Below are 25,297 nucleotides of genomic sequence, written 5' to 3'. Positions count from 1 at the left end.
AACCCACACAATACGCATGATTTCAGTCGATAATCTCACCCTCAAGTTTGGCAAACGCACCCTTTTCGAAGAAGTAAATCTCAAATTTACTCCTGGAAACTGCTATGGTGTGATCGGTGCAAACGGAGCGGGAAAATCCACCTTTTTGAAGATTCTCACCGGCGAGATGGACAGCACCTCCGGGCAGGTCAATATCACCCCCGGACAGCGGATGGCCGTCTTGTCCCAGAACCACTTTGCTTTCGAAGAGGATGACGTACTCAAAACGGTGATTATGGGTCATAAGAAGCTTTTTGAAATCATGACCGAAAAAGACGCCATCTACATGAAAGTAGATTTCTCGGAGGCAGATGGTAACCGGGCCGCCGAACTGGAAGCGGAATTTGCGGAAATGGATGGTTGGAATGCAGAAAGCGATGCGGCTGCACTGCTCTCTGGCTTAGGGGTGAGCGAAGACCTGCACACCAAATTGATGAAAGAATTGTCCGGAGATCAAAAAGTACGGGTCTTGCTGGCGCAGGCGCTTTTTGGAAATCCCGATATCCTGATACTCGACGAACCTACCAACGATTTGGACGCTGAAACCATCGCCTGGTTGGAGGACTTTTTGGTAAACTTCAAAAACCTAGTCATTGTCGTTTCCCACGACAGGCACTTCCTCGACACCGTTTCTACCCATATTGTTGATATAGACTTCGGTAAAATAAACATCTATACCGGTAACTATACGTTCTGGTACGAATCTTCTCAACTGGCAGCAAAGCAAAAAACCGATCAAAACAAAAAAGCAGAAGATAAGCGAAAAGAACTACAGGCCTTTATCGAACGATTCTCCGCCAACGTGGCAAAATCCAAGCAAGCCACCGCGAGAAAGAAAATGTTGGAAAAGCTCAATGTGGAGGAAATCAAACCATCCAGTCGAAAGTATCCGGGCATCATCTTTAAACCGGAACGGGAAGCCGGCGATCAGTTGCTGCTGACCGAGGAACTTGGTCTTCAAGCTCAGGGCACGGTATATTTCCGAGATGTCAATCTCATGGTAGACAAGGGAGATAAAATAGCGTTTATTTCCCGCACCAAGCAGGCAGTCACCAAGTTTTTTCAAACCATCATGGGCGAGCTACCCACTCAAAAAGGCTCCTTCAAATGGGGGGTTACCATCAACAAAGCCTACCTACCCAACGATAACTCCTCCTTTTTCAATTCGGATTTAAAGCTGATCGATTGGTTAAGTCAGTATTCGGACAACCAGGAAGAAGCGTACGTTCGTACGTTCTTGGGAAGGATGCTGTTTACCGGCGAGGAGTCCTTCAAAAAGGCTTCTGTGCTCTCCGGAGGGGAAAAGGTAAGGTGCATGGTATCCAAAATGATGCTTCAAAACCCCAATTTCCTCGTCTTGGATGAACCTACCAACCACCTGGACCTGGAGTCTATTCACGCCTTAAACAATGCGATCATTGAGTTTAACGGCACGGTACTGCTTTCCTCCTTTGACCACGCTTTTGTGCAGTCGGTCGCTAATCGCATCATCGAATTTACCCCTAGCGGAACGATAGACCGAAGGCTTCCTTACGAAGAATATTTGGAAAACCCAGAGATTCAGGAGCTCCGAAATACCATGTACGGAAAAAAATAACCCTCGAGGCACTTGCTAGCCGTAGCCATCGTACTGTACCTGCTGTCCACCGTAGCCATCGGAGCATGGGCTTCAAAAAGGGTGAAAAATGCCAAGGACTTTATGTTGGCAGGCCAGCAATTGCCTTTATTTTTAAGCACGTCGGCTTTATTTGCCACTTGGTTTGGTTCAGAAACGATTTTCGGTGCCTCCTCTGAATACTTGGAACACGGCTTGTTGGGCGTCATTGAAGATCCCTTCGGCGGTGCGCTTTGCCTGATACTGTTTGGGATGTTTTACGTAAAACCCATCTACCGCATGCGTGTGAGCACCTTGGGGGATGTATATGTCCGATTATTTGGCAAGAAAGTCGGCTACATCTCTTCCCTGTGTATGGTGCCGGCTTTTTTTGGATATACAGCGGCGCAACTGGTGGCACTGAGTCTGATATTGGGAGCTGTCACAGGTGCTTCGCTGATACAGGGAATTCTTATCGCCGTGATCATCGTCGTCGTATACACTTTCCTGGGAGGTATGTGGGCCATTTCCATTACAGATTTTATACAAACCCTGGTGATTGTGGTCGGATTAATCTGGGTGACGGTCATTATCCTGCGTGATGCAGGCGGCGCTAGCGCCATCTTGGCAGACGCTCCGCCGGGTAGCTTTCAGTTTTTTCCGCCGCCGGAGTTGTCGGCGTGGGGAAATTACTTCGGAGCATGGGCCATTTTGGGCTTGGGCAGTATTCCCAGTCAAGACATCTATCAACGGGTAATGGCCTCGAAGTCGGAGCGTGTGGCTCAGCGTTCACTGTACTTGGCAGCTGCCTGTTATCTCACCTTTGGACTACTGCCACTCTTCATTGCGCTTGGAGCAAAAACGCTTTATCCGGATCTTTATTTGGAAAACCCTCAAATGCTGCTGCCCCAAATGGTGCTACAACACGCGGGTTTGGGCGTTCAAATTCTATTCTTCGGTGCCCTACTCTCTGCCATCATGAGTACCACGAGTTCTTCTTTATTGGCTCCTTCGGCTATCCTATCCGAAAACATACTCAGACCATACCTCACACAGTATTCAGACCGAAAGATGCTCTGGCTTTTGCGGATAAATGTGGTAGCAGTCGCTTTGGTATCGGTCTTCATGGCCACCTGGAAGGCAAATATCTACGAACTGGTAGCAGACGCATCCATTTTGCTCCTGGTATCCCTTTTTGTACCTCTAACTGCCGGCCTGTATTGGAAAAAAGCATCCAAATTCGGTGCTTTGCTGTCCATTTTTTTTGGCATGAGTTCCTACTTTGTTCTAGATCAGTTTACCTTTGCAATCCCTTCCTTTCTCTTGGCCACCGCTTGCAGTGCCCTAGGGATGGTATTGGGAACCCTCATTAAACCGAAAAATCCTCGATGCAATCCAATTATCCGGTCGTCCACCTAAAAAAAGGCAAAGACATCTCCATACAACGCAGGCACCACTGGGTTTTTTCCGGGGCCATCGCAAAGAAAGACGGGGGCATAGCTGCCGGTGATCTGGTAGAGGTGGTGGATGAAAAAGGCAGGTTTCTAGCAGTAGGCTTTTACGGTGAAGGATCCATCGCCGTGCGAATCGCAGCATTTGATCAAGGACCTCTGAATGCCTCCTTTTGGGTTCAATCCCTGAGAAAGGCCTATGACCTCAGGCGGTTGCTCGGACTGACCGACAACCTGGATACCAACGTGTACCGTCTTTTTCACGGTGAGGGCGACCTGATGCCCGGCTTGATCATCGATTATTACAACGGAACAGCAGTGGTTCAAGCCCACCACGAAGGAATACACCGGCATCTAACGGACATCGCATCCGCTCTGCAATCTATCTACGGGGAGAATTTGAAAGCGGTATACGACAAGAGTCAGGCTACAATATCTGGGAATAGCCTCGTTACCGATGGATTCGTCTTTGGCACACCCGAAACAAATCAGGTCAGAGAATACGGCAACCTATTTGAAATCGATTGGGAAAAGGGCCAAAAAACCGGATTCTTTATCGATCAGCGTGAAAACCGCTACTTGCTTGGCAAGTATGCCGCCGGCAAAAAGGTATTAAATACTTTTTGTTATTCGGGTGGCTTTTCTGTGTACGCATTGAACCAAGGGGCGAAAGAAGTACACTCGGTGGATATCTCAGCGGCTGCGGTCGCACTAACCGATCAAAACGTAGCCATCAATGGGCTAGCAGCAGGACGCCACCGAAGTGTGGCAGCGGATGTGATGCACTATTTAAAAGAGGTTAGCCAAGATTTTGAAGTGATCGTGTTGGACCCACCTGCGTTTGCAAAGCATGTCCGCAGTAGGCACCAAGCCGTGCAGGCCTACAAACGGATCAATAGCCTGGCCATCAAAAATATCCGTTCTGGCGGTCTCCTTTTTACCTTTTCCTGTTCCCAAGTAGTGGACATGACGCTTTTTTCACATACCGTGACGGCAGCAGCGATGGAGGCCGGCCGACAGGTAAAAATCATCCATCAACTCACCCAGCCCGGTGATCATCCGATCAACATTTTCCACCAAGAAACTGCCTATTTGAAAGGGTTGGTCCTGTATGTGGTCTGACAGCGCCACATACTGTACGTTAGGATCGCCCCCGCAATAAATTATGGCTTTACCAGGAAGGTAACTTTTCACCAACCAACTACTTGCTAAAGTCCCCTAGGGCTTTAACCATTGGCCCAAGTATTCCTGCCGCTCCCGTGCAGACCGGGTGACCACTTGTTGTGCAGCGTTTTTGGCCGGACTAGGAAGCTCCTCGATTTTAACACCCTCACCTACCGGCACCTCGGACGAAAGGATCAGCGGCTTCCGGTCAGACAGGTAATTTATAAGTTGGGGCAGGTCGTATGCTTTGCCCGAATATGGGACCGTATAGGCCGTCATGGACGGATCATACTGTGGATCCCTCACCAATTCTTGAAAAGATGTTAGTGGATTTACCAGGGCAATACCTGAAATACTGGGATTAAATGCCGCGGCATGGAGCAGTACAGAACTCATGGCTCCTTTGGCGAGGCCCCGGATCTCGGTAACACCTTCCTTGTCTTGAAGAATTTTCACCAATCGATTTGCATCACCCGCGTGGATACCGGTAATACTCCTACCAATGAGAATACTGCCAAACCATAGATTGTAGGAGTGTCCCTCAAAATTGGAGTCGCCCGTAAATCCACCCTGTCCCATTTCACCCACATTCAGCAGGTCTGGGGCAAGTACCATAGCCCCTCCACGCACCAAGGCCTCCATATCTCCCTGGACAGCAGCGTCTGTGGCTTTTCCAGAGGGGTCCAAATACAGGACCGCCTTGGTAGTCCCTTGATTTGGCTTCATGAGCAGGTAAGGGATCCAATAATCCCCCTCCCCTTTCATCAGGTACTTCTCGACGGAGTACCCTTCTCGCTGAAATCTCCCCACCATCATGGATTCAGCTGGAGCTATCGGTTCCACGTAGCCCGATAAATCCTTTGCAGTTGACACCAAGTCACGGGGCAATTCGGGTAAGGATGCGAGCATACGCTGATTTAGGTCGAATACGCGCTTTCCCTCGAAGGAGGTAAGCACCTGCCCGGTTGGTGTGACCTGTAGGTCTGCCTTTGACAGTGTATCCACTGGTTCATCCATGGAATGCCCTGGTAACTGCAAGTGACGCTGGAAAAAGGCATACATCGCCTCACGGTTTTTGGGGGTAGAGGCATGGGCCGCATCGTCCTCCACCATCTCAAAAAGTCCCTCAGCACCGTAGCTCTCATATACTTTTCGGGCTTGGGTAGCCGCTTCACGTGCGCCTTCAATATTGAATATATCGCGTGTGGTAGTGATCATCTGACTGGGTTTTGGTGCCCGGACGATCAACAGGTCCGGTTGGTCCAAACCCTGCTGTATACCTCGATAAAAATTTTGCTCAGCATCCTGCGGACCGTGGGTAAGCCACAACCGCTTAAAATTAGTAATGTAATTTTCCGGAGCGGATGCGTAGATCCGTTCATCAAAAGCGGCAATATACGCAGACTGGGTACCGCCTCCGGATCTCCCGGTGATACCAATCCGAGCCGGGTCTACTTCCTTCCGCGTCAGCAGATAGTCCACCGCACGGATGCCGTCCCATATCATATAGGTCGCCTGAGAGGTACCCGCGATAAACGCTTGGGCTCCGGGGTACGAATGCTGTTTAGTAGGCCCTCCGATGGTAGATTCGTTGGTAGCAGGATCGAAGTATTCCAGCCGCTCCCCTTGACCTACTGGATCAAACGCAAAAACGATAAAACCTTTGTAGACTAGGTTTAATATCATGTGTTGGTAGGTCGCACTTCGGTAGGCCTCCTGGGCGTGCCCACTGCAAAATATCACGACCGGGGCTTTCCCACGTATACCTTTTGGGATAAAGAGGGTGGAAGTTACGTAAAAACCAGGCTGGGATTCGAATACCACATGCTCCAGCAAAAACTTCTCCTTTTCAATTCGTCGGGTAATCTGGGGGTTGAGTGGGGTCTTTTCAGGAAATGGACCCACTACTTCCAAAAGCGTTTTTTGGGTCCACGCTTGGCGCTCCTTCCACTGATCCAACGACTGAATAGCTGCAATCTCCGCATCCCGAATCTCCAAGTGGGAGAAGGCCTGCGCCGTCAAATGCTTGTAAAGCGCATTGGGTCCATCTTTGAAATTTACCCAGTGGGGTTGTATGACGGCTAAATCCTCCTGAGCTATCAGCAGGCCTGGAATTAGGAAAAATAGGAGTAAGTGGAGTAGCGATTTCATGGGAGGGCATATTTTATGGGGACTGAAAAAACGAAAGCTCGCCGCCAAGGCGTCGCAAAAACGCGGTGAGGGCAAGCTTTCGGTGGATTTGGATTCTTACTGGCTAGACTTGGTCAGGCACCACGTAAGGTGGTCTGCTAGGTCTGGAAAGCATGGTATCTGCCTCGGAGTCGTTGGCAAACCGTTCGTACTCACCCATAAAATTAAGCCCTCTACCCAGTCTGTAGGAGATATTGGCCATGATAGGCAATGCAGAGGAATAATGCCCCTCCCGGATATCGCAATTCAGCGCATACCGGTCATGCTTGCGCACTGCGTCCAAGAAATTGGCGTAATGCTCCGAACCTCCGGGCGCTGCCATGAGGTTGGACCCACCGCTGGCTTGTTGTTGTACCTTTGCCGATTGCGCAAAAGGCTCCTTCTCGTCCTTACGAAATGCCTTCCAAGTGCTACCGTTCAGTTCTAGGTATCCATCTGTTCCATAGAAAACATTTCCGATGTGGATGTCCAAGCTGGACTCTCCATTGGTATACCTACCTCTGGTTTCAAACTCCAACACTTTGCCGTCGGCATACTTGAAGATGGAGGTCTGCGTATTGGGAGTTTCCTGAGAACACTCTGAAGGAGAAATCCCGTAAATGCCACCGGTGGAATATACGGATACCGGATGCTCGTTTTTGTTCAATCCCCATCGGGCCACGTCAAATTGGTGAGGGCCTTGGTTTCCAGTATCACCGTTTCCGGTATCCCAGTGCCAGTGCCAGTTATAGTGTCCCCTCTTCTCATTATACGCCCGATAGGGTGCAGGGCCTAACCACAGATCGTAGTGCAAGCCTGCCGGTGGCATACTATCTTTGGCAATGCCGAAGGAATGCCGCGGCTTGTAACAGAGACCTCTTGCCATGTACACCTCCCCAATGCCTCCCTCATGCAAAAACTTCATCGCCTGCATCACGTTGGCAATGGATCGGTTTTGAAATCCGGTCTGCATGACCACATTGTACTTGCGGGCAGCTTCGATCATCTTGCGGCCTTCAAAAATGTTGTGGCTTGAGGGTTTTTCTACGTAAACATGCTTGCCTGCCTGTGCAGCCCAAATGGCCCCCAGCGCATGCCAATGGTTCGGCGTGGCAAAAGAGACGGCATCTACTTCCTTGTCCTCAAACACCTTCCGCATGTCATAGGCCGTTCCGGGCTTATCACCGGTTTGATCTTGTACCAGCTTCACTTTTTCAGCCCAGGTATTTTCATCTACGTCGCACAACGTTTTGATAACCACATTGCGGCTGTCTTTCAGTTTACAGAATTGATTGATGTGGTTGGTACCCTGACCTCTGATACCGATGATGGAAAGGTGCATCCGGTCGTTTGCTCCTAAGATATTCCCGTAAGATTTGGCACTCATAGTCATGCCGGCCACAGCAATGCCCGCACTCCCCATTAAACTCTTTTTGATAAATTCTCTTCTTTCTGTCATGTTGTATTTAAGGTTACTTGGTTACTTATTTCCATTACTTAGTTCGTTGCCTAAAGCTTGCTGACCATCTGATCAAAGAGCTGTTTTTCTTTTTGCATGGCGGCAATTTTATCTGCCGGATTGCTATGTGCTTCGAGTAGGATCCAACCTTGGTAATTTGCACCGTTTAGCAATCTGAACAAATCCTGAAAAGGATAATCCGTCTCGCTGAAAGCCCGGCAATGCGTGGTATCTCCGATCCATTGCTTTACCATGTTAAAATTCGCTTCCAAACCCGGTTCTTTTAGGTCGGTATCGTTGCTGTTCCAGCAAATTACGACGTTTTTCTCAGTCACCTGATCGAATATCTCTTTCATCACAGGCAATTCCTGGGTGATACGACCATGTACTTCCACCCTGACTAACTGGCCATGATTCTTCGCAAACTTTCCGACCTCGTTAAAGGAAGAAGCAATCTGTGCAATCGTTTTTTCTCTAGGTACTCCCTCTGGAAGGGTATTGGGTTTTACCTTGATGCCCGTAGCACCGATATCTTTGCAAAGTTTGATGTATTCTTTGGTCCCTTCGATGTTTCGCTTGAGCACGGCAGGATCGGGACTGTGGTATTCGTAATTGCTCCCATAGCCTAAACAGGTCACCGGGCTATCCCTGAAGCGCTTCTTTACTTCGTTCCGCTCCTTTTTGGACAGGTTGACTTCCACGCCATGCGCATGCTCGGTTCTTAGTTCTACCGCTCCATAGCCCGTTTTTTCGCAGGCTGCGATCAGTTCCGGCAAGGTCATGTCCTTTCCCCACTGATAGGTAACCAGTCCGAGCTTTAAGGCCGCATTTTGTGCAAATAACGACTGCATGGAGACTCCCCCCAGCAATCCAACCGCCATACCTGATGCCAGGCTCTTTTTTACAAACTCTCTTCTGTCTAACAATTTTCTCATTTTTGGTTATTTTGGTTCTATTGAATAAGCGGTTGATATAAATCGGGGTTGAGGGAATTTTACTTCCATAATACCCCATCGTTGTGTTTTATACCATTGGCTGGGAAAGGAATTTTTCCTCCAAACACATAAAGGTCCCGCTGATCCTCCAGCGTAACCGCACTTTCGTTGAGGCTGCCATCGGCATGCATGGCCTTACTGAGATCCAGTCCAAGGTGCTTAGCCAGAAAGGGATACACCGCCTGACGCTTCTTCTCGTCGTATCCGTGTTGGTCTTCCGGTATATGAATGTTTTCTACAGAATTTGGATTTCCCATCAGGGTATAGATGTGCTTCAAATGCGGGTATTCAACCTCCGGATTATTTTTGGTCCAATCGCCGCCTACAGACACCAATAACATGGGCCTCGGGGCCGCAACGCCCGCAATCTCTACGTTGTTGGTCTGAAAATTCTTCGCCTTGTGAATCTGCATCCCGCTCTCACACACGCAACCGCCAAAGAAGTGGGCTGAAACCATGACCACCGGAACAGAAACGCTAACACGATCATCCACTGCGGCCAACAAAAACGATTGAGTTCCTCCACCGGAAGCTCCTGTCACGGCTATTCTTTCAGGATCCGCTCCCAATTCAAGTAAAAAATCTACACCCCGTACACTATTCCAAAGCTGTTGCTTAAGGGCATCGGGATGTTTGTGTTCCCAGCCGATCTCTTCCATTTCGGCATACCCAACCGCATCGTATGCCCAAACCATTGCTCCCATCCTGGCCATACTGGCAAAGCGCTTTTGTGCATCGGCCCGATACCTACCCACATCACCAGGCTGACCCCAATGTCCGTGAGGGCTGAGGATTCCCGGTAAACCACTTGAAGCTCCGGTGGGTTTGTACAGACTGCCGGTCACAAATACACCGGGTAAACTCTCAAAAGCCGCGTTTTGAACCGTGTATCCGTCAAACTGCCTGACTTCACCGAAAACAGCGTTCAGTGGTTTTTTTTTGGGCGCTTTGTCCAGCCCTGTTCCCTTCAGGATTTGGCGGCGGATGGCGTTGGCGCGCTTTTCCCATGCGGCCCTATTCGTGTAGGTTTGTTTCATTTGCCGAAGAAAAGCAGCTCCCTCCTCCTCTGTCCAATGGTTTCCCACACAGAGCATGCTTTCATCTACTGGCTTGCGCTGAGCATGTACTGATGGAGACATCGCTACAACTAATAGGAACGTGAGAAGCGTCAGGCAACATCTTCGGCGGTGGTGTTTAGGTATCATGGGCGTATTGTTTGTTACAATGATTTCATCATTTGAGCCATTTATCGAACCAATCAAACGCCTCCTGTTGCATGGCCCTATCAAATTTATGAGGTCCAGGATAATAAGAACACCGGTACTTGTCTGATGCTCCTGCTTTGGCAAATACGTCCGCCAAGATTTTGTCTGCTCTTTCCATTTCAGGCATGGTATACAGCGCGTCATCGATATCGTTTAGCACCAATGTGGGATTCGGGGCTCGTAAGCCTAGGATTTCCGGAAAATCCAGCTCCTGCGGCAAAATGGGCACATAAGCCATCCAGGTATGAGTAAATGACTTATGCAGCAAGAAGTCCGTCCAGGTGCTCATAAATCCCACACATACGGCGCAGGTAATCCGAGGATCCAAGCCACCGGTCATTACGGTCCTAAGACCTCCTCCGGAAAGGCCTGCACAGCCGATTTTTGCGGTATCTACATCCTGACGGGCGCAAAGCACATCCAAGGCTGCCCTGTCCTCCGCAAAGAAGACCCCCGGCCAAGTGGTGCCGGCGCAAAAAAGGGATTTGGCCATCACATGCTCGTGGTTACCTGCCCACGTATTGTAGGCTTGAATATTTTGGGGATCCTCCGGGTTTTCATCCGTTAGGCCATTGCGTTGCCGTTCCGGCACATCGGCTAGCATCACCCTGCGGCTGGCAAAGGTGAATGCATCTGCCACCATGACCACATAGCCACGCTTCGCGATTTCATTGGCCCAGGCAGTTCCTTCGTAATAATGATCCTGATGGGCAACCATCAGTTCGTGTGGGCTATCGCTGGTACGGGTAATTTTTCGCAATCCAAAATACTTGTTTCCCCCGTGGCAGTGAAGACCCAATATGGCCGGTAGCTTTCCTGTGGCGCCCAGTGGTTTCAGAATTACCGCTTTGGTGGGATTGCCATAGGGCAACTTCCAACTAACTTCCTCCACCTGTAGTCCATCGTAGGAATAGGTCCTATGGACGGTTACCTGCGGCGTAGGGCCCACATCGGGAATACCCAAGCGGTCTTTCACCTTTTCTAAGGCCTGCTTTTTCCAAGCCTGCAAGTCCGTAAACTGGGTATTTCTAAAGGAAAGTCTCGGCAGTCCTTCCAAGTGAAGCGAGTTGGCCCAAGGGCCATACGCACCGATCAAGTTCTCCATGGTGGCTTGTGGGTTTTCAGCGTGAATCGGTTGGCCTTCCATAGACCAAACTGGGCCGGTAGCCAACGCCATGCCTGCAAGCCCGGTAGCTTTTAGAAAATCTCTACGGTTTTTTTTCACGTTCTTGGTTTTAGTGAATGCAATTCCTTATTTCTTGGCCATTTCCAGGGCCGTGGTGGTCACAAAATACTTGGCGATCATGTTTGGCACCTCCCAGTCCGGTAATTTCCCTGCCACAAGGTACTCTAAATATTTTTCGGTAACCTCTCGGAAATGGTCTTCGTGGCTGGTACGGAATGACTCGGGGATTTCTACTCTCCAAGCATTTGCGTCGGTAACTTTCACTACGCCCAATCCGGGAAATTTCTCGCTCAGCTTTTGCACTGCGGCAAAGAGCTTGTCCTGAAAATCCTTTAATCCAGTACTGGAAATAGGCTCAATATACAGCTCGGGCTTGTAATTTTCCTTTTTGTCCTGACGGATTACCAAATTGGCCTTCGTTCCACGCATGATGGAATAATGGGTATCTGCGGAGCCTTCCGGAGCCACATAGTTCCAGATCACCGACACTTTGGCGTGTACGCCGTTGATCTTGTAGTTGATCTCGCCATTTCCATACACCTTCAGCATGCCATCTTCGATATATGGGCTAAGGTATTCGGGAAACTCCTGCAGTCCAGTGGATCGGGTAAACTCTTCCAAGGTCAGGTCGGTGGCCCAGCGGGTAGCATTGATCATCTCAATGTCGTTGTTGTAGTCAATGATTTTACCCGGAAAGCACTCCCACTGCACCAAATCTACCAAGTGGGTGGTTACATCCACGATTCCTTCGCCTTGCTGGGCTACATCGTAAAACCATCCCGGTCTTTGCAGAGGCTTTCCGGATACTGTTTTGTAAAAGTGGTGCACACTTTCCTTGGTAACCGCCGGTGCATCCAGGGTTCCGTTTTCCAGGGAACCAAACACCTCTTCTACCAAACTGAACTCTTTCTGTAGGATAGTGCTGATTTCAAATCGCTCCGTCATAATATCAAAAAGCAGTACGTCGTTTTTCTCAGCCTCTTCAAAGGCTTCTTTCAATACCGCAAATCCTTCGGGGTCAATGGCCATGGGCTTATCTGCCAGCACGTGAAATCCACCCTTGACAGCAGCGAGTAAATTCTTTGTTTTATTCCGGTTATTTCCGGCCGTAACCATCACATTTCCCTTCTTTTCGGAAACCATTTTTTCCAAAAAATCCGTCCCTGCATATACCTCCATCTGCCAATTGGTCGGATCCTCTGCCCGGGTATTGTAGGACTCAATAGCTGCCAGGTAGGCCTGCAAATCCGGTCCGCCGGGAGCATATACGTGTACCTTGGGATCCACTTGGGGGTAAGTGGCTTTTTTCACTAGGTGGGCATGGAAGTGCCCAGGGTCCAACGTGACCAACTTGATTTCGTTTTCTTTTCCTTCAAATTTGGTTTGGGTACTGGTTTCCATTTTATTTTCACTTGAACAGGAAAGGGTTAAAAATAAGGATGAAAGGCAAAGGCCTGTCAAAAACCTGGATGATACATTCATAGAGATTGGTAATTTATTGGGTACTGATTTGAATTTTAGATCTTAATCGACTGACTACAAAAGGATAGGAAATAGGGCAATCAGAATTCCCGGTCTTTCGTGGGAATAAATATAAAGAAAGAAAAAGAAGAATAAAACAGAATTGTGCGCAATCGATTGCATTTAATCGATTTAATTCCTAATATTCCCAAAAATAGCCGTTTTGCTCCCGCAAATCAATGAGTAAAAAAGACAAAGCCACCATACACGACATTGCGAACAAGCTGGGTATTACTGCATCGACCGTTTCCCGGGCACTGAACAACCACCCGAGAATCAGTGCGCGCACCAAGGAACTCGTACATGAAGCGGCTAAGGAAATCAACTACAAGCCAAACTCCTTTGCAGTGGCGCTTCGCAACGGGAGAAGTAGGCTGATCGGAATTGTTATCCCCACGGTAAACAGAAACTTCTTTTCGTCTATCGTAAGAGGGATTGAGGAATATGCCAATGAACGCGACTACCGGGTCGTTATTACCCAATCATACGATAACTACGAAAAGGAAAAACAAACCGTTAACGCGCTGATCGATGCCCAAGTAGATGGCATCATGGTGTCCCTTGGCAAGACAACCACCGGGCTTACCCACTTCAAAAAAGCCATAGATATGGGAATACCCCTAGTATTCTTCGACCGAGTGGCGGAAGAACTACCGGTAAGTCAAGTAGTCATCGACGACTTCCAAGCGTCTTTTCTGATGACTGAGCATATGATCCGGCAGGGCTATCGCCGCATCGCCCATTTCAATAGCCCCATGAAAATCAATATTTTTAAAGAACGGTTTAGGGGATACAGGGAGGCACTGGAAACCTACGGCCTCTCCGTAGATCCTAACCTACTTATATACAGTAACCTGCAACTAGAAGATGGCCGGGAAAGTGTGCATACCTTGCTGAACAAAGGCATCTCCTTTGACGCCATCTTTTCAGCCTCCGATTATTCCATTGTCGGTGCCATGCAGGAACTCAAAAAGAACGGCATCAGGATCCCGGAAGATGTGGGATTAGCAGGGTTTGGAAACGAACCCTTTACGGAGTTTACCGATCCGCCTCTGTCTACGGTAGATCAAGTGAGCATCCCCATGGGGCAATCCGTAGCCAAAATGTTTTTTGAACTGTTGGAAAATGAAGGAATAACGCTTCCAATCCAGAAAGTGGTGCTCACTCCCAAGGTAATCTTCCGGAAATCCACCCAAAAAACGTCTCCCTAATCCGACTCAGAAACCAAATCTCAAACGCAACATTGAACGTACAGCAACGATGCAAAAACTAAACAGAACCACTGCCGGTGTGAATACGGACCGACCGGTGAAGATACTCCAGTTTGGTACCGGAAATTTTTTACGTGGATTCACCGACTGGATCGTCGACCTTTTGAATGAGAAAGCTCAATTCAGCGCAGATATACAGTTGGTACAGGTTCACGGCAAACGCCCAGCTTCGGAGATTGCCAATCAGGAAGGACTTTTCCACGTGATCACGCGTGGCTTTCAGCAGGGCCAAACGATCGACGAGAGCCGATTGATCACCTGCGTTCGCGGGGCCACCAATCCCTACCTGGACTACGCAGGTTTTCTAGCGTTGGGCACCAATCCGGACCTGACCTGGATTGTATCCAACACCACCGAGGCGGGCATCTTCGTGGATCCTTCAGACCGGGACCCCGATCAAACGCCCCATAGCTTTCCGGGAAAACTAACAGCGTTGCTATATCACCGTTTCACTGCCGGCGATGAACTGCTGAACCATGACCTGCATGTGCTACCCTGCGAGCTGATTGAGGGCAATGGAGAAAAACTAAAAAGCTGTGTGCTGGAATATGCCGCCCTTTGGAAACTCCCGGAGGCCTTTACAGCCTGGCACGAAGAGTGGGTGCATTATTACAACACCTTGGTAGACCGGATTGTCCCCGGCTATCCCAGCGACGAAGCCGCGGAAATCCAACAGCGACTGGGGTTCCAAGACGACCTGATGGTGGTGGCAGAGCCCTTTCACTTTTGGGCCATTGAGGGTCCAGAAAGCTTGAAAGAGGCCTTCCCCGCAGAAAAGATCGGGCTGAATGTGTTGGTAGTCCCGGATCTGACACCTTATCGGAAGCGAAAAGTCCGCATTCTAAACGGTGCCCACACCACCTTTGTCCCCCTGGCCTATCTACAAGGTCTCCGTATCGTAAAAGAAGCCGTGGATGACGCAACCATGGGTTCCTTTCTAAAAGGTGCCCTCTACGAGGAAATCATTCCTTCCATGGACATGGCCCCTGAGGAATTGATCCCCTTTGCCGAAGCGGTCATGGACCGATTTAAAAACCCTTTTATCCGTCACCAATTAAGTGCCATTGCACTGAATTCCATTTCCAAATTCCGTGTCCGCGTGCTACCGTCTCTGCTGGGGTATATCCGTAAAAAAGAGGCGTTGCCGGGTCGATTGGTCCGTTCATTTGCGGCCCTCATGGTTTTTTATCGGGGTCGCTACAAGGGCGAAACCTTACCCGTGAACGACACCGAGGAGGTGATGGCATTTATTTCCGATGCCTGGTCCTCCGACGATCCCTACGAGACGGTTCCCACGATCCTCGCCAACCTGTCCTTTTGGGGTCAGGACCTCAATCAGTATCCAGGACTGTCAGACGCCGTAATCCAGGAAGTAAAGGCATTGCTTGGAGAGGAATTGGTGAGGAGGGCGTGAGGGATAGATAGAACGGATTAACGTTACGTCGTGATAGCCTGGAAAATCCGTTCTTTAAAGGCGTTTGTCGTAACGAAGTGGAAATCCCGTCTTAGCGGGGCTAACAGGTTTCACGAACTTGTCCGCCAGCTGGTGTAGACTCTCAGCCTCTGGGATAATTTGGTATCTTCGATACCAGTTGCCCATTCCGGGCACACCCAATAAAAAAAAAGCTTAAATATAGCTTTAATCGAGATTCTGTGGGCGCTTGATTAGCGGATTGTCCTGCGGACACTCTATCACGCATGCCAGCTCGCACAGTTTTTATACTAAACGTTGGCAATTATTGGAAAACCCAATAACCAATTATGAGTAAACCAATCTTTAAAATTCTTGCATCTGCATCCTTTCTAATCATAGGATTTCAATGTGAAACATTATACCACACAGCTAATCATGAGTCGAAAAATGAAATTGTAACAAGTGGCTCTGATTTTGAAATGATTCAAGAGGTGACAAATGAATTCGTAGCTACCTGGATAAATGGAGGTGCCGAAGGATGACCAAAACTGTAAAGGAAGTAATTGTGCGCGTTCTTCCTAGTTTAACTTTCCAATGGTGTCAAACCCATTCTTCTCCAAGCTATCAGCCACAACCAGTTGGAAAGGGGTATCCGCTAGCCGATTCTGATAAGTTGTTTTGCTTCTTTATACGGATAGGGGAATTATCGGGCTCCCGGAGGTAAATGTGAAAGCAAATACCTCACCATGTAAAGGCGCATGTGCAAGGGTGTGCCTTTGCCTTCGCTTAGCCCATGATCCCGATTGGGATATGCCATGTAATCAAAAGGCTTACCCAGTTCGATCAAGCGATCCACCAGTCCCTCGGTAATTTCAAGATGGGTGTTCGTTTCCCCTGTACCGTGTATGATTAGCAGTTTCCCCTCAAGTCCTTCGGCAAAATTGATCGGAGCGGAATCCCTATACCCTTGGGGATTGACGTCCGGTGTCTTCATATAGATCTCCTGAAACCACGCATTGTACAGGTGTGGTTGTGGCTTAGGTGCTACCGCTATTCCGACTTTGTATAAGTCGGGTTTACGAAACATTGCATTGAGGGTATTTGAGCCCCCTCCGCTCCAGCCCCATATACCGACTCGGTCTGTGTCCACGTAGGAGTATGTCTTGGCCAATTCCTTTATTCCAGCAGCCTGCTCCTCGGAAGAAAGTGGCCCCAAACTTCCTGCCACGGCCCTACGCCAGGCCGCTCCCTTTGGAGCTGGGGTGCCGCGGTTATCTATAGACACCACCAGATAGCCTAGATCGGCAATCACTTGATGGAAATCAGCCATGGCATGTCCCCAGGTATCCATTACGGTCTGCCCGTGGGGTTCACCATACACGTAGACAAATACCGGGTATTTCTTTGACGGATCAAAATCCCGAGGCTTTATCATCCAAGCATCCATTACAACCCCGCTGCCAATATCGAGGCGCATAAACTCCTTTGGCTGAGAACCGAATGCCTTGACTTTTCCATTCAATTCGTCGTTTTCCACTAAAACGCGCTCCACCCTATGATTCGATAGGTTGACAAGCTGAGTGACAGGGGGAGTATTTGCAGACGAATAGGTGTGAAAGGCCCTTTGCCCATCGGGAGAGATGGTGTAGGTGTGAGTTCCGGGCTGGTCCATCGGAGTTACCCGTTCAGGCTTTCCTTTTCCATCCATCCTAACGCGATACAAATACTTCTGGGTGCCGGCATCGGGTGATGCATAAAAGTAAAACCATCCGTTGTGTTGATCTACACCTGCGCGCCCGATTACATCATATTCTCCCGGTGTCAGCAATACCTCCTTTTTTCCATCGCGGGAATGTAGGTAGGCATGTCGCCAGCCGTCCTTTTCAGTCAAGACTATAAAATTTAGGTAGCCTTTGACCCAATCCACTCCCCCGTTCGTCCCGTAACTTGCTACCACCCAGGCCGGATCCGATTCCTCGTAGATCGTAGTGATCGTTCCATGGGTAACATCGGCAAGTAAAAACTGCCTATTGTCTCTAAAGCGGCTTCTCTTCTCTACCAGTACTTCTTCCGAATTGCCGGCCCAGCCAAGGTCTCCCACATAATAGCCTTCTTTGGGAATAGGAATCGATAGCCATGTTATTTCCTTTCCCTGAATGTCCGTAACACCTACCCGTAGCTTGGAAATAGCTCCGGCTACCCTGGCAAATCGCTGTTCCTTTACCTCTGGATACGAAGGGTCACCCGGAACCAACGATGATCGGATGCCTACATCCGATGCGTCTGCCTGCACAAAGGCAATTTTTTTACTATCTGGACTCCATACGGCCCTTTGGTAAGAAATCGCTTCAGAATTCCCATCAAACGTAAGTTGTGTAGTGTCCTTTGTGAGTAGGTTATAAATGGATACATCTCCCCGGTCCGTAAATAAAATTTGGCTTCCATCGGGGGAAAATCGATGGTTGGATCCGGCAACGACCTGTTCAAGGCTACCGGTACTTCGATTATACACCCAGTATTCCGGCATCCCTGCTAGACCCCCCCCGGTCAATTCTACGAGAATTTTGTCTCCATCGGCAGAAAACTCGTAGTTTCTGATCTCAAATCCTTCCCTTTCGAAGTTTACTTCGGATAATAGGACGGTGCGTTGGCCACTCTTAAGATCATAGCTCACGAGTGCCCGGGAATCCCGACCTGGCAGACGCTCTAGGTCGCAATACCCCGACCCATCCGGAAGCCAACGTCCGTTGAACGATTTTACCGAAAAACTATTTTCTTCATAGATTGCCTTTAGCCTTTCCTTTGTACTCTCCGGCACCACCGAGCGGGTAGGCGATTGGGATACACTAGACTGGGAGTAAACACTGGTTGATAGCCAAAGCGCCTGATAAAAGATCGTCGCCAGAATCAACGACAGCGACTTGATTTTGCGTCTTTCGGTTTCTGTTAGCATCTTAAAAGTCTATTAAGTGTACAACATGTGCCTTTCTTATTGGCTCGGACTATTAATCAGCTCAATCGCCTGTGTGGCGGCATTTTTAAGTGTATTTCGGGGCGACTTGACTTTTGCTGCTTCGTTCAGAAATCTCAATTGGGAGGTGTTGCCGCTTTCTCCGATGGCGATAAGGGCCTGCGCTCTGACCAGGTAGCTCTCATCGGTATCATAGATCTTCCTGAAATCACTTACCATAGAGGAGTCTTTCAATTTCCCCAATGCGTTTACGGATGCCGCCCTGACTTTGGAGTTGCTATCTCGCTGCGTCTGTAAAAACAGCGCCTTGCTACTGCTTCCATGAAATTCGGAGAGATTCCGCACAGCAGCTTCCCTGACAGCCCAAAAGGGATCCTCGGTAGCAAGAGCTGTCCATTTCTGAACGGTCTTTGAGGAACTCTGAAAAGCTTTCAGTTGGTCAATGGCCCATAATCGGCCCGTTACGTCGTCGTTTTCTACTTGAAAAACCAGTTCTTCTTCAGATTTATTCACCGTCCATTCTTTGAGCAGGTGGTTGCCATCATCAAAGCGGAACATCAATGGCTCCGCATCAAACTTGAACTCAAATTTCTCCACCCGCTCACTCAAGGTCACTTTTTCAATCGTTTTTCCATTCGCATGGTAAAATCCGAGATTGACCGGGATCGTATAAATGGGTACACGTTCCCACTTATCCTGCGTTTGCACTATCTCCACCGAAAGCGTCTTGGTGGATTCATTCCATGTTTTGGTAACCTCAAATACGGCGTGCCCTGGATGAAATAGAAACTGCTCAAAAAACCGGTCCAAATTCATACCGCTAACATCTTTCGCGCACTGAATAAAATCTTGGGTGCTTACTGCTTGAAATTCAAACCGATGCAGAAATTCACTGATCACCCTGAAAAAGGTATCGTCACCCACTACAAAACGTAGCATGTGCAACACATAAGCGCCCTTGGGATAGGCATGGCTGTCAAAATTCTGTCCGGGCTCTTCGTACTGATTGAAGACTATGGGCCGCATATACCTGGTGTGTGCTTCGCGCAGGTATCCACTCCTTTTCCTTATCAGGTCAACTGCAGCCTCATCCTCTCCCCATGCATACCGCTTGTATAGGTAATCGGAATAGGTCGCAAAACTTTCATTCATCCAGGAATGCTCCCAGCTTCTGAGGGTAATAAGATCTCCCCACCACTGATGCGCAATCTCATGGGCCAGGATACCTTCAAAGGAAAAATCGATTTCTTCCTGTACCGTAGTGACGGCACCTTCACCTAGCAGGGACGCTGAAGTGGCTTCCGCTCCCCCACCCTGGTGCGCTGAGATTACCTGATCATACTTTTCCCAAGGATATTCATACCCATACAATCGGTTAAAGAAATCAATCATGTAAGGTGTCTTGGCAAATGATCTTCGGGCGTCCTTCTCGTGTCTTGGATACACCCAATAGTTTACCGGCAATGCACCCAAGGAATCTTCGAAAACCAAGTAATCGGCAATACTCAGGTTGATCAGGTAGGTGGAATGCGGTAGATTTTGCTTCCAATGGTAGGTGTGTTTTCCCTTACCAGGATCCTCGGTGATGCTGAGCAATTCTCCGTTGGACAGGACCTTGTAGGCATTATCCACGGTGACGATCATCTCCTGCGTTACTTTGTCGTGGGGATAGTCGTAACATGGAATCCATTGCCGCGCCTTGTTGGGCCAACAATCGGAAGAAACCTGCTTGGGATTGGTATCCGTTTCATCGATAAACTTCAAGCCCCCTACCTGCTCCTCGAGGAAATACCTCAGGGTAAAGGTGACCGTATCTGTGTAAGCATACGGGCGGGACAGGTGAATATGTACATGTTCGTCTCCCTGTGTATAGGAAAGGGGAAACCCCTTACTGTCAATCACATCGGTAACCACCAGTGACTCCGCATGGAGCGTCACCTTCCTCAAATCACTTCGCAATGGAATCAAGGTCACCGTATTCTGTCCTGTCAATCGCTTCCCATCCACGTCTATGTCCAGTTGGATTCGATAATGAAGGGCGTCGAAATCCCTGTCCGGCTCAAGCGTGACAGGCCGTTGGTACACATCCACCTGTTGGGCAACAAGGCCGATGTGAACAAACAAAAGTGAAATGAAAACAAAAAGGTGCTTCATGATGACGGAGAATTATAGATAAGGCTGGGTATCAATTGTTTTTCATGAATGCTTCGATCTCGTCGATGGTCCGAGGTAAACCTACGGACAAAATTTCGCACCCATCTTCGGTGATCACCACGGTATCTTCGATGCGTATACCCGTCACGTCATCCGCCTTGCCCATGATGTCGCAGGCAAAAACAAACCCAGCCTGTAGGGGCTCGCCACGGTCGAAGTTCAGCATCCGGTCATGCACGGCCATGCCAATGCTGTGGTTGTATCCGCCGTCCCGAATCCACAACCTGTACTTCGGGTCGGCAGTATCCAGCCCCATTTTCTCCAGCTCCGCTTTTACGGCGTTGCCAATCTCTGTCAATGAAACTCCGGGGCGGTACATGCTTTGACATATCTGTCGCACAAACATGCCCATTTCGTAAATCTCCCGTTGGGTTTCGGTGAATTTTCCATTAGCAGGAAAAGTAGTGGAAACGTCAGAGGCATAGTTGGATATATTGGCTCCCCCATCCAGAATAATGAAATCCTTCTCACCCAAAATGCGGTCGTATTGCATGTAGTGACCGTATGCATGGTTTTTATCAGACATAATGATGGTGCCAAAAGCGAGCCCTTTGGCTCCTCCAGACATGGTGACCTGCTGAAAAAGGGCCGCCAGTTCAAGCTCTGGCACACCCGGTCGGGTAGCTTTCATGACCGCCTTGTGCGCCGCAACGGAAAGCTGGGCAGCTTGGCGAATTATATCGATTTCGGCCTTGGATTTGATCTTTCGTAGTTCCCAGATAAAAGGGGTGCAGTTTTCCACCTTGTTTTCGGGAAATCGCTGGTTTAAAACGGCTACGAATTGCATTTCACGGGTAAGCCTGCCATCCCACTCATTGTCTGTGACCGAGCGTTTGAACTTATTGAATTTCTCCATGGAGTTTTCGCCAATATACTCCTCCGGACTGAAAGGGGTATAGATTACCGTACTGCCCGTTAACCGATTGGTCAGCGTCTCTGAAAAATCCTCGTAGGGAAGGTAGTGCTCAATTCCCGTAATTTTTACGGGATCCCGGACCAGGTCTAGGGAAATATTCTCCCCATCGGCATGTTCCTCGGTAATCGTAAAAAACAGGGTACTTTTCCGCCTTTCCCCATCCACGATCAGGATAGCATCGGGAATCTCCACCCCCGCAAAGTACATCATATTGTTATACTGCGTAAAAGCCACATCGCCGAGGGGTTCAGAGGCACCCCGGATGATGGCAATACCATCGGGGATACGATCCATCAGCTTTTCCCTGCGGGTGGCGTATTCCTCTTTTTCAAACGTGAGCTGGGCCTGAAGCTCATTCACCGAGAGTAACAGAAGCACAGAAAGAAATAAAGTGGATTTAAACATGCGTTTACGGGTTGAATTATTTGAATGGTGTAAAAGACAGGTGAAATTTCAAACTAACGTCATGGTTTCGAAAGTGCAGCGTCAAATTGAAATCAAAAAATAAAATTACAGCAAATGCAGTGGATCCCATTCAAGGATCTTAGCCAAAAAATATGGTATGTTAACGAATGCTATCAGACCTATGAGGCGGTCGACATGCCGGCAGAAAGAGCACACAAATTGGACAGCGCTATCCTTTCATTATTCATTGGTGCATTGGAAAATGTCAATCTGCGGCATCAGGATTAACCGGGATTGGGTTTTGGCGGACCGGAATGGCCCCGCAACCATCTCTTCGGCCAAAACGCACAGGAGATGATCTATCGTAACCAGGGGCTCCGCTATCGCTACACCCCTGGCTAATGATAAATCGCCCTTTCAGGGCTGGTTTTTGCTTTGAAAATGCAAAAAAACAACGCAATAGAAAGGTGTAATTTCAAGTTACTCCTAGGTGGGACAGGTCGGAGCTTTTAAAGCCTGTCTGCTTATAGCCCGGGAACATAGGGTTTAAAGATAATTACTCGCAAGAACTCATCGTAAAAGTAAACTCGTGACGTGCATTGTGTCTGCGAATACCGAGAATACTTTCCTTTCTGTACAATATTACGTACTTTTATGCATACCTTTTAGAAAAAACTATGAAGGCACTTACCATAACGTCCCTTCGTCAACGAATGAAGGAGCACTTTGACTCAGTGAGCAAATCTCAAGAAGTCATTATCGTACCGCGCAAAAGAGAAGAGGATGCAGTGGTCATTATGTCCGTCAGGGAGTACAACTCTTTGATGGAGACGGGACACTTGCTCTCGACGGAATCGAATCGAATCCGATTGCGGGAATCTATCGATCAGATGAACGGTGGTGAGACAGTTTCTTTTGACGACAAAATCTAAACGGTGTGAACATCCAATTCACAAGTCATGCTTGGGAGGATTTCAATTACTGGATTGAAAACGATGAAGACTCGGTTATAAAGATAAAAGAATTAATCAAGTCTATCAGGCAAAGTCCTTTCAAAGGAATTGGCAAACCGGAACCACTGAAATACGACCTGAAAGGATTTTGGTCTAGACGAATCTCAGGTGAGCACAGATTGGTATATAAAATCAATGGAACAAAGGGAGTTGACCTGATGTGCACAATAATTCAATGTCGTTTTCACTACGATGATAAATAGAATCCATTAGCTGTTTCAAAACTAATCAGGTCAAGTTCGAAATTGGGAATTTTTGTTTACTAAGACGTTCTTTAGTAAGCCATTGCAAATGGCCTAATAGGGATTACGACTACAAAGAAGGTTAGGAATATTAGGGTGTAGAGAATTCTACACCCAGTCGGGGGCTGTATCTGAAATTTTTAAGGATTATTTTCCATTGTCCTCTGACCCCTTTCATCCTAGCTTATCTTCGATTTAAACCATCATTCTCCTGTTGTTGCCCAAGAGATAAGCTTCAAGATAGAAATAAAGCCTATATAAAAAAACACACAGCTTACCTAAGATGTTCTTAGATAAGCTGTGTAGAATGTGGAGATATTTTTAATTAAAACCTTCCTGTATCAGACTCCCACCAGTTTTCTTTTTGTGGTTTTCTGCCTAATCGATACCTTAAAGAAAAGGTATTGTGGATGGCACTGCCCTTTGATCTTATTTCAAAAGGATATTTTATGGATGGATTATCTGGTTCATAGTAGCCTTCCATTTTGCTCATGTCTTTGGTACCTAATAAACCGGTGAAGCGGTAGATCAAGAGAAATCTATTGGATAACTCCCACCTCGCCTCGGCTCCTCCCTCAAAAGCAAAACTTCGCTTTCTCAATGGATAGCTTTCATATTGAACAAATAAGTTTGAAGGAGGAGAAGGGTAAACGGGAATAGGACTTAGTCCTATTCCCGCTCTTGAATCTAATCGGTGTGTCAAATTATAAAGATTCATTCCTCCTACGAAATTCAGGGAAATTTTTCGCCAGCTAATATCAGGATTATAAATAATCCTAAGCGGAATCTGCATCGTTTTTATTCCATTCACCTGCCATCCAGTTCCCATCATCGGCCGATATCCTGGCTCGTTTTAATATAAAGATACTGTTCTATTAAAATTTGTTTTATAGAGCCCTGTTTCCAGCTCAAACTTTTCACTTAAAGCATATGCGAGGCTACCTCCTATGGCAAATCTAGGTGTAAATTGGTCATGGAGATAGCCTTGAGGATCATGGTATGACCCAAATTCCTTCCTCGTGGCCAGATCAAACCCTATAGTCCATTTGCTCTGCGCCATTGTTGAATTTTGACTTATTATAGCAATACTAATAATTAAAATTATTTAATTAGGCATCTAATAAATATACTCTTTATAGGGGTATGGAGGCTGCGCCAGCATCCTGACGATTAAATTCTCAAATATCCCTTCCTTCATCTTTTGTCGGTTGAACCGGTAGGTATATTCGTTTATATAGGGTTGCAGGTTCATCACCGAATGGTGGGTACCCCTGAGCCAAGCCTTGAACATCATGATCACACGGTGCATTAGGTTAAAGTTTTCTCCCTTTTTGCCCGATTTTTCACGCTCCAAATTTGGGAATTCCTTCTCTATGCCTTTATAACCGCTCCAGCAGTCGGTCTTTACCAGTGCATCTGTAGCTATATGATCCCTCATAAAACTCCCCAGGTTGGCCCTGGATGCGGATTCGATCACCCTGCCATACCAGCGTGACACACCGCCCCGCACCTTCTCTATCCCGACCACTACGATTTTCTTCCTCCCTTCATTTCAGCCTATTGCCTTTTCATCCTGCCCTCCCACATAGGTTTCGTCCACCTCTACCTTCCCTAACAAGGGATAGTTTCCGCTACTTTCCATCGCCTTCATGACCTTCTGCTTGAACAGCCAGCAGGTCTTTTGGCGGAGTTCCAGCTTTCTGCTCAATTCACAGCTGCTAATCCCGTTTTTGCTCGTAGAGACATAATAGACGATGTAAAACGCCTTGAGAATGGGAAACTTACATTGGTGGAACAAGGTGCCGGAGGTCGGAGACTCCAATCTGCCGCATTTGGTGCACTGTCTGTCAAATTCCTTTATCCCCTTACAGTAATTGGTGTGTCCGCATTTTTTGCAGACATACCCTTCCTTCCATTTGAGCTCTGCCAGATACTTATAGCATTCCCTGTCCGAGGGAAACTTCTCCTGAAATTCGAATATGGAGAGACTCTTATACCTTTTTTCCAT

Annotated in this window: 19 protein-coding genes and 1 pseudogene; 9 read left to right on the top strand and 11 right to left on the bottom strand. The window is 48.0% G+C overall.

Annotated elements, in window-relative coordinates; genetic code table 11:
• Positions 1-16: 16 nt before the first annotated feature.
• The 3 genes from JJU34_RS04350 to JJU34_RS04340 are packed head-to-tail and all read left to right on the top strand — an operon-like array spanning position 17 to position 4,206.
• Positions 17-1,636 (top strand): ATP-binding cassette domain-containing protein, encoded by a 1,620-nt coding sequence (locus tag JJU34_RS04350; RefSeq protein ID WP_228691102.1) that lies wholly within the window; start codon positions 17-19, stop codon positions 1,634-1,636.
• A 12-nt stretch (positions 1,637-1,648) separates the two neighbouring features.
• Positions 1,649-3,052, top strand: coding sequence for a sodium:solute symporter family protein (locus JJU34_RS04345; RefSeq protein WP_228691101.1), 1,404 nt, complete (start codon positions 1,649-1,651; stop codon positions 3,050-3,052).
• Positions 3,022-4,206, top strand: coding sequence for a class I SAM-dependent rRNA methyltransferase (locus tag JJU34_RS04340; RefSeq protein WP_228691100.1), 1,185 nt, complete (start codon positions 3,022-3,024; stop codon positions 4,204-4,206). The genes JJU34_RS04345 and JJU34_RS04340 overlap by 31 nt, the downstream gene beginning before the upstream one ends.
• Before the next feature lie 96 nt (positions 4,207-4,302).
• Here JJU34_RS04340 and JJU34_RS04335 read toward each other — a convergent pair whose 3' ends face one another.
• The 6 genes from JJU34_RS04335 to JJU34_RS04310 all read right to left on the bottom strand — a co-directional run bounded on the left by JJU34_RS04335 (position 4,303) and on the right by JJU34_RS04310 (position 12,804).
• Positions 4,303-6,399, bottom strand: a complete 2,097-nt coding sequence (locus JJU34_RS04335) for an acetylxylan esterase (protein WP_228691099.1) — start codon at positions 6,397-6,399, stop codon at positions 4,303-4,305.
• A 103-nt stretch (positions 6,400-6,502) separates the two neighbouring features.
• Entirely contained in the window at positions 6,503-7,876 is a 1,374-nt protein-coding gene (locus JJU34_RS04330) for a Gfo/Idh/MocA family oxidoreductase (RefSeq protein ID WP_228691098.1), read from the bottom strand.
• 50 nt (positions 7,877-7,926) lie between these two features.
• Positions 7,927-8,811 (bottom strand): sugar phosphate isomerase/epimerase family protein, encoded by an 885-nt coding sequence (locus JJU34_RS04325; RefSeq protein WP_228691097.1) that lies wholly within the window; start codon positions 8,809-8,811, stop codon positions 7,927-7,929.
• Between the two features lie 59 nt (positions 8,812-8,870).
• On the bottom strand, positions 8,871-10,076 hold the full coding sequence (locus JJU34_RS04320; RefSeq protein WP_228691096.1) for an acetylxylan esterase: 1,206 nt from the start codon (positions 10,074-10,076) through the stop codon (positions 8,871-8,873).
• A 28-nt stretch (positions 10,077-10,104) separates the two neighbouring features.
• The gene (locus JJU34_RS04315) at positions 10,105-11,361 is read right to left on the bottom strand and encodes a twin-arginine translocation signal domain-containing protein (protein WP_228691095.1); all 1,257 of its coding nucleotides are present in this window, start codon (positions 11,359-11,361) and stop codon (positions 10,105-10,107) included.
• 27 nt (positions 11,362-11,388) lie between these two features.
• Entirely contained in the window at positions 11,389-12,804 is a 1,416-nt protein-coding gene (locus tag JJU34_RS04310) for a putative oxidoreductase C-terminal domain-containing protein (protein ID WP_228691094.1), read from the bottom strand.
• A 218-nt stretch (positions 12,805-13,022) separates the two neighbouring features.
• Between JJU34_RS04310 and JJU34_RS04305 the strand changes: the two genes are divergently transcribed.
• From JJU34_RS04305 to JJU34_RS04295, 3 genes are all read left to right on the top strand, one after another.
• Positions 13,023-14,054 (top strand): LacI family DNA-binding transcriptional regulator, encoded by a 1,032-nt coding sequence (locus JJU34_RS04305; RefSeq protein WP_228691093.1) that lies wholly within the window; start codon positions 13,023-13,025, stop codon positions 14,052-14,054.
• 49 nt (positions 14,055-14,103) lie between these two features.
• On the top strand, positions 14,104-15,528 hold the full coding sequence (locus JJU34_RS04300; RefSeq protein WP_228691092.1) for a tagaturonate reductase: 1,425 nt from the start codon (positions 14,104-14,106) through the stop codon (positions 15,526-15,528).
• A 347-nt stretch (positions 15,529-15,875) separates the two neighbouring features.
• Positions 15,876-16,070 carry a hypothetical protein gene (locus JJU34_RS04295; protein WP_228691091.1) on the top strand — a complete coding sequence of 65 codons (195 nt, stop codon included), beginning with the start codon at positions 15,876-15,878 and terminating at the stop codon, positions 16,068-16,070.
• Positions 16,071-16,231: 161 nt separating this feature from the next.
• Here the strand turns inward: JJU34_RS04295 and JJU34_RS04290 are convergent, their stop codons facing one another.
• From JJU34_RS04290 to JJU34_RS04280, 3 genes are read right to left on the bottom strand one after another with little or no spacing between them, the layout of a single operon-like run.
• Entirely contained in the window at positions 16,232-18,481 is a 2,250-nt protein-coding gene (locus JJU34_RS04290; protein ID WP_228691090.1) for a DPP IV N-terminal domain-containing protein, read from the bottom strand.
• A gap of 36 nt (positions 18,482-18,517) precedes the next feature.
• On the bottom strand, positions 18,518-20,653 hold the full coding sequence (locus JJU34_RS04285; RefSeq protein WP_228691089.1) for a M1 family aminopeptidase: 2,136 nt from the start codon (positions 20,651-20,653) through the stop codon (positions 18,518-18,520).
• 31 nt (positions 20,654-20,684) lie between these two features.
• Positions 20,685-22,034, bottom strand: a complete 1,350-nt coding sequence (locus tag JJU34_RS04280) for an aminopeptidase P N-terminal domain-containing protein (protein WP_228691088.1) — start codon at positions 22,032-22,034, stop codon at positions 20,685-20,687.
• Positions 22,035-22,148: 114 nt separating this feature from the next.
• On the opposite strand from JJU34_RS04280, the gene JJU34_RS04275 reads away from it, so the two are divergent.
• The 3 genes from JJU34_RS04275 (at position 22,149) to JJU34_RS04265 (ending at position 23,250) form a co-directional block, all read left to right on the top strand.
• Positions 22,149-22,322 (top strand): hypothetical protein, encoded by a 174-nt coding sequence (locus JJU34_RS04275; protein ID WP_228691087.1) that lies wholly within the window; start codon positions 22,149-22,151, stop codon positions 22,320-22,322.
• Between the two features lie 389 nt (positions 22,323-22,711).
• Entirely contained in the window at positions 22,712-22,966 is a 255-nt protein-coding gene (locus tag JJU34_RS04270) for a type II toxin-antitoxin system Phd/YefM family antitoxin (protein ID WP_228691086.1), read from the top strand.
• Positions 22,967-22,971: 5 nt separating this feature from the next.
• Positions 22,972-23,250 carry a Txe/YoeB family addiction module toxin gene (locus tag JJU34_RS04265; protein ID WP_228691085.1) on the top strand — a complete coding sequence of 93 codons (279 nt, stop codon included), beginning with the start codon at positions 22,972-22,974 and terminating at the stop codon, positions 23,248-23,250.
• Between the two features lie 364 nt (positions 23,251-23,614).
• Here JJU34_RS04265 and JJU34_RS04260 read toward each other — a convergent pair whose 3' ends face one another.
• Both JJU34_RS04260 and JJU34_RS04255 read right to left on the bottom strand, forming a co-directional pair.
• Positions 23,615-23,992, bottom strand: a complete 378-nt coding sequence (locus tag JJU34_RS04260) for a hypothetical protein (protein WP_228691084.1) — start codon at positions 23,990-23,992, stop codon at positions 23,615-23,617.
• 414 nt (positions 23,993-24,406) lie between these two features.
• A pseudogene (locus JJU34_RS04255) lies at positions 24,407-25,297 on the bottom strand (IS1595 family transposase); the annotation flags it as partial.

The organism is Lunatimonas sp. (assembly GCF_020832325.1).
Classification (GTDB): Bacteria; Bacteroidota; Bacteroidia; order Cytophagales; family Cyclobacteriaceae; genus Lunatimonas.
This window is presented reverse-complemented; position numbering and strand designations above follow the sequence as displayed.

Coding starts and splice junctions, on each gene's coding strand:
- JJU34_RS04350 (WP_228691102.1), top strand. CDS start 17: ATGATTTCAGTCGATAATCTCACCCTCAAGTTTGGCAAACGCACCCTT.
- JJU34_RS04340 (WP_228691100.1), top strand. CDS start 3,022: ATGCAATCCAATTATCCGGTCGTCCACCTAAAAAAAGGCAAAGACATC.
- JJU34_RS04335 (WP_228691099.1), bottom strand. CDS start 6,399: ATGAAATCGCTACTCCACTTACTCCTATTTTTCCTAATTCCAGGCCTG.
- JJU34_RS04330 (WP_228691098.1), bottom strand. CDS start 7,876: ATGACAGAAAGAAGAGAATTTATCAAAAAGAGTTTAATGGGGAGTGCG.
- JJU34_RS04325 (WP_228691097.1), bottom strand. CDS start 8,811: ATGAGAAAATTGTTAGACAGAAGAGAGTTTGTAAAAAAGAGCCTGGCA.
- JJU34_RS04320 (WP_228691096.1), bottom strand. CDS start 10,076: ATGATACCTAAACACCACCGCCGAAGATGTTGCCTGACGCTTCTCACG.
- JJU34_RS04310 (WP_228691094.1), bottom strand. CDS start 12,804: ATGAATGTATCATCCAGGTTTTTGACAGGCCTTTGCCTTTCATCCTTA.
- JJU34_RS04305 (WP_228691093.1), top strand. CDS start 13,023: ATGAGTAAAAAAGACAAAGCCACCATACACGACATTGCGAACAAGCTG.
- JJU34_RS04300 (WP_228691092.1), top strand. CDS start 14,104: ATGCAAAAACTAAACAGAACCACTGCCGGTGTGAATACGGACCGACCG.
- JJU34_RS04295 (WP_228691091.1), top strand. CDS start 15,876: ATGAGTAAACCAATCTTTAAAATTCTTGCATCTGCATCCTTTCTAATC.
- JJU34_RS04290 (WP_228691090.1), bottom strand. CDS start 18,481: ATGCTAACAGAAACCGAAAGACGCAAAATCAAGTCGCTGTCGTTGATT.
- JJU34_RS04285 (WP_228691089.1), bottom strand. CDS start 20,653: ATGAAGCACCTTTTTGTTTTCATTTCACTTTTGTTTGTTCACATCGGC.
- JJU34_RS04280 (WP_228691088.1), bottom strand. CDS start 22,034: ATGTTTAAATCCACTTTATTTCTTTCTGTGCTTCTGTTACTCTCGGTG.
- JJU34_RS04275 (WP_228691087.1), top strand. CDS start 22,149: ATGCAGTGGATCCCATTCAAGGATCTTAGCCAAAAAATATGGTATGTT.
- JJU34_RS04270 (WP_228691086.1), top strand. CDS start 22,712: ATGAAGGCACTTACCATAACGTCCCTTCGTCAACGAATGAAGGAGCAC.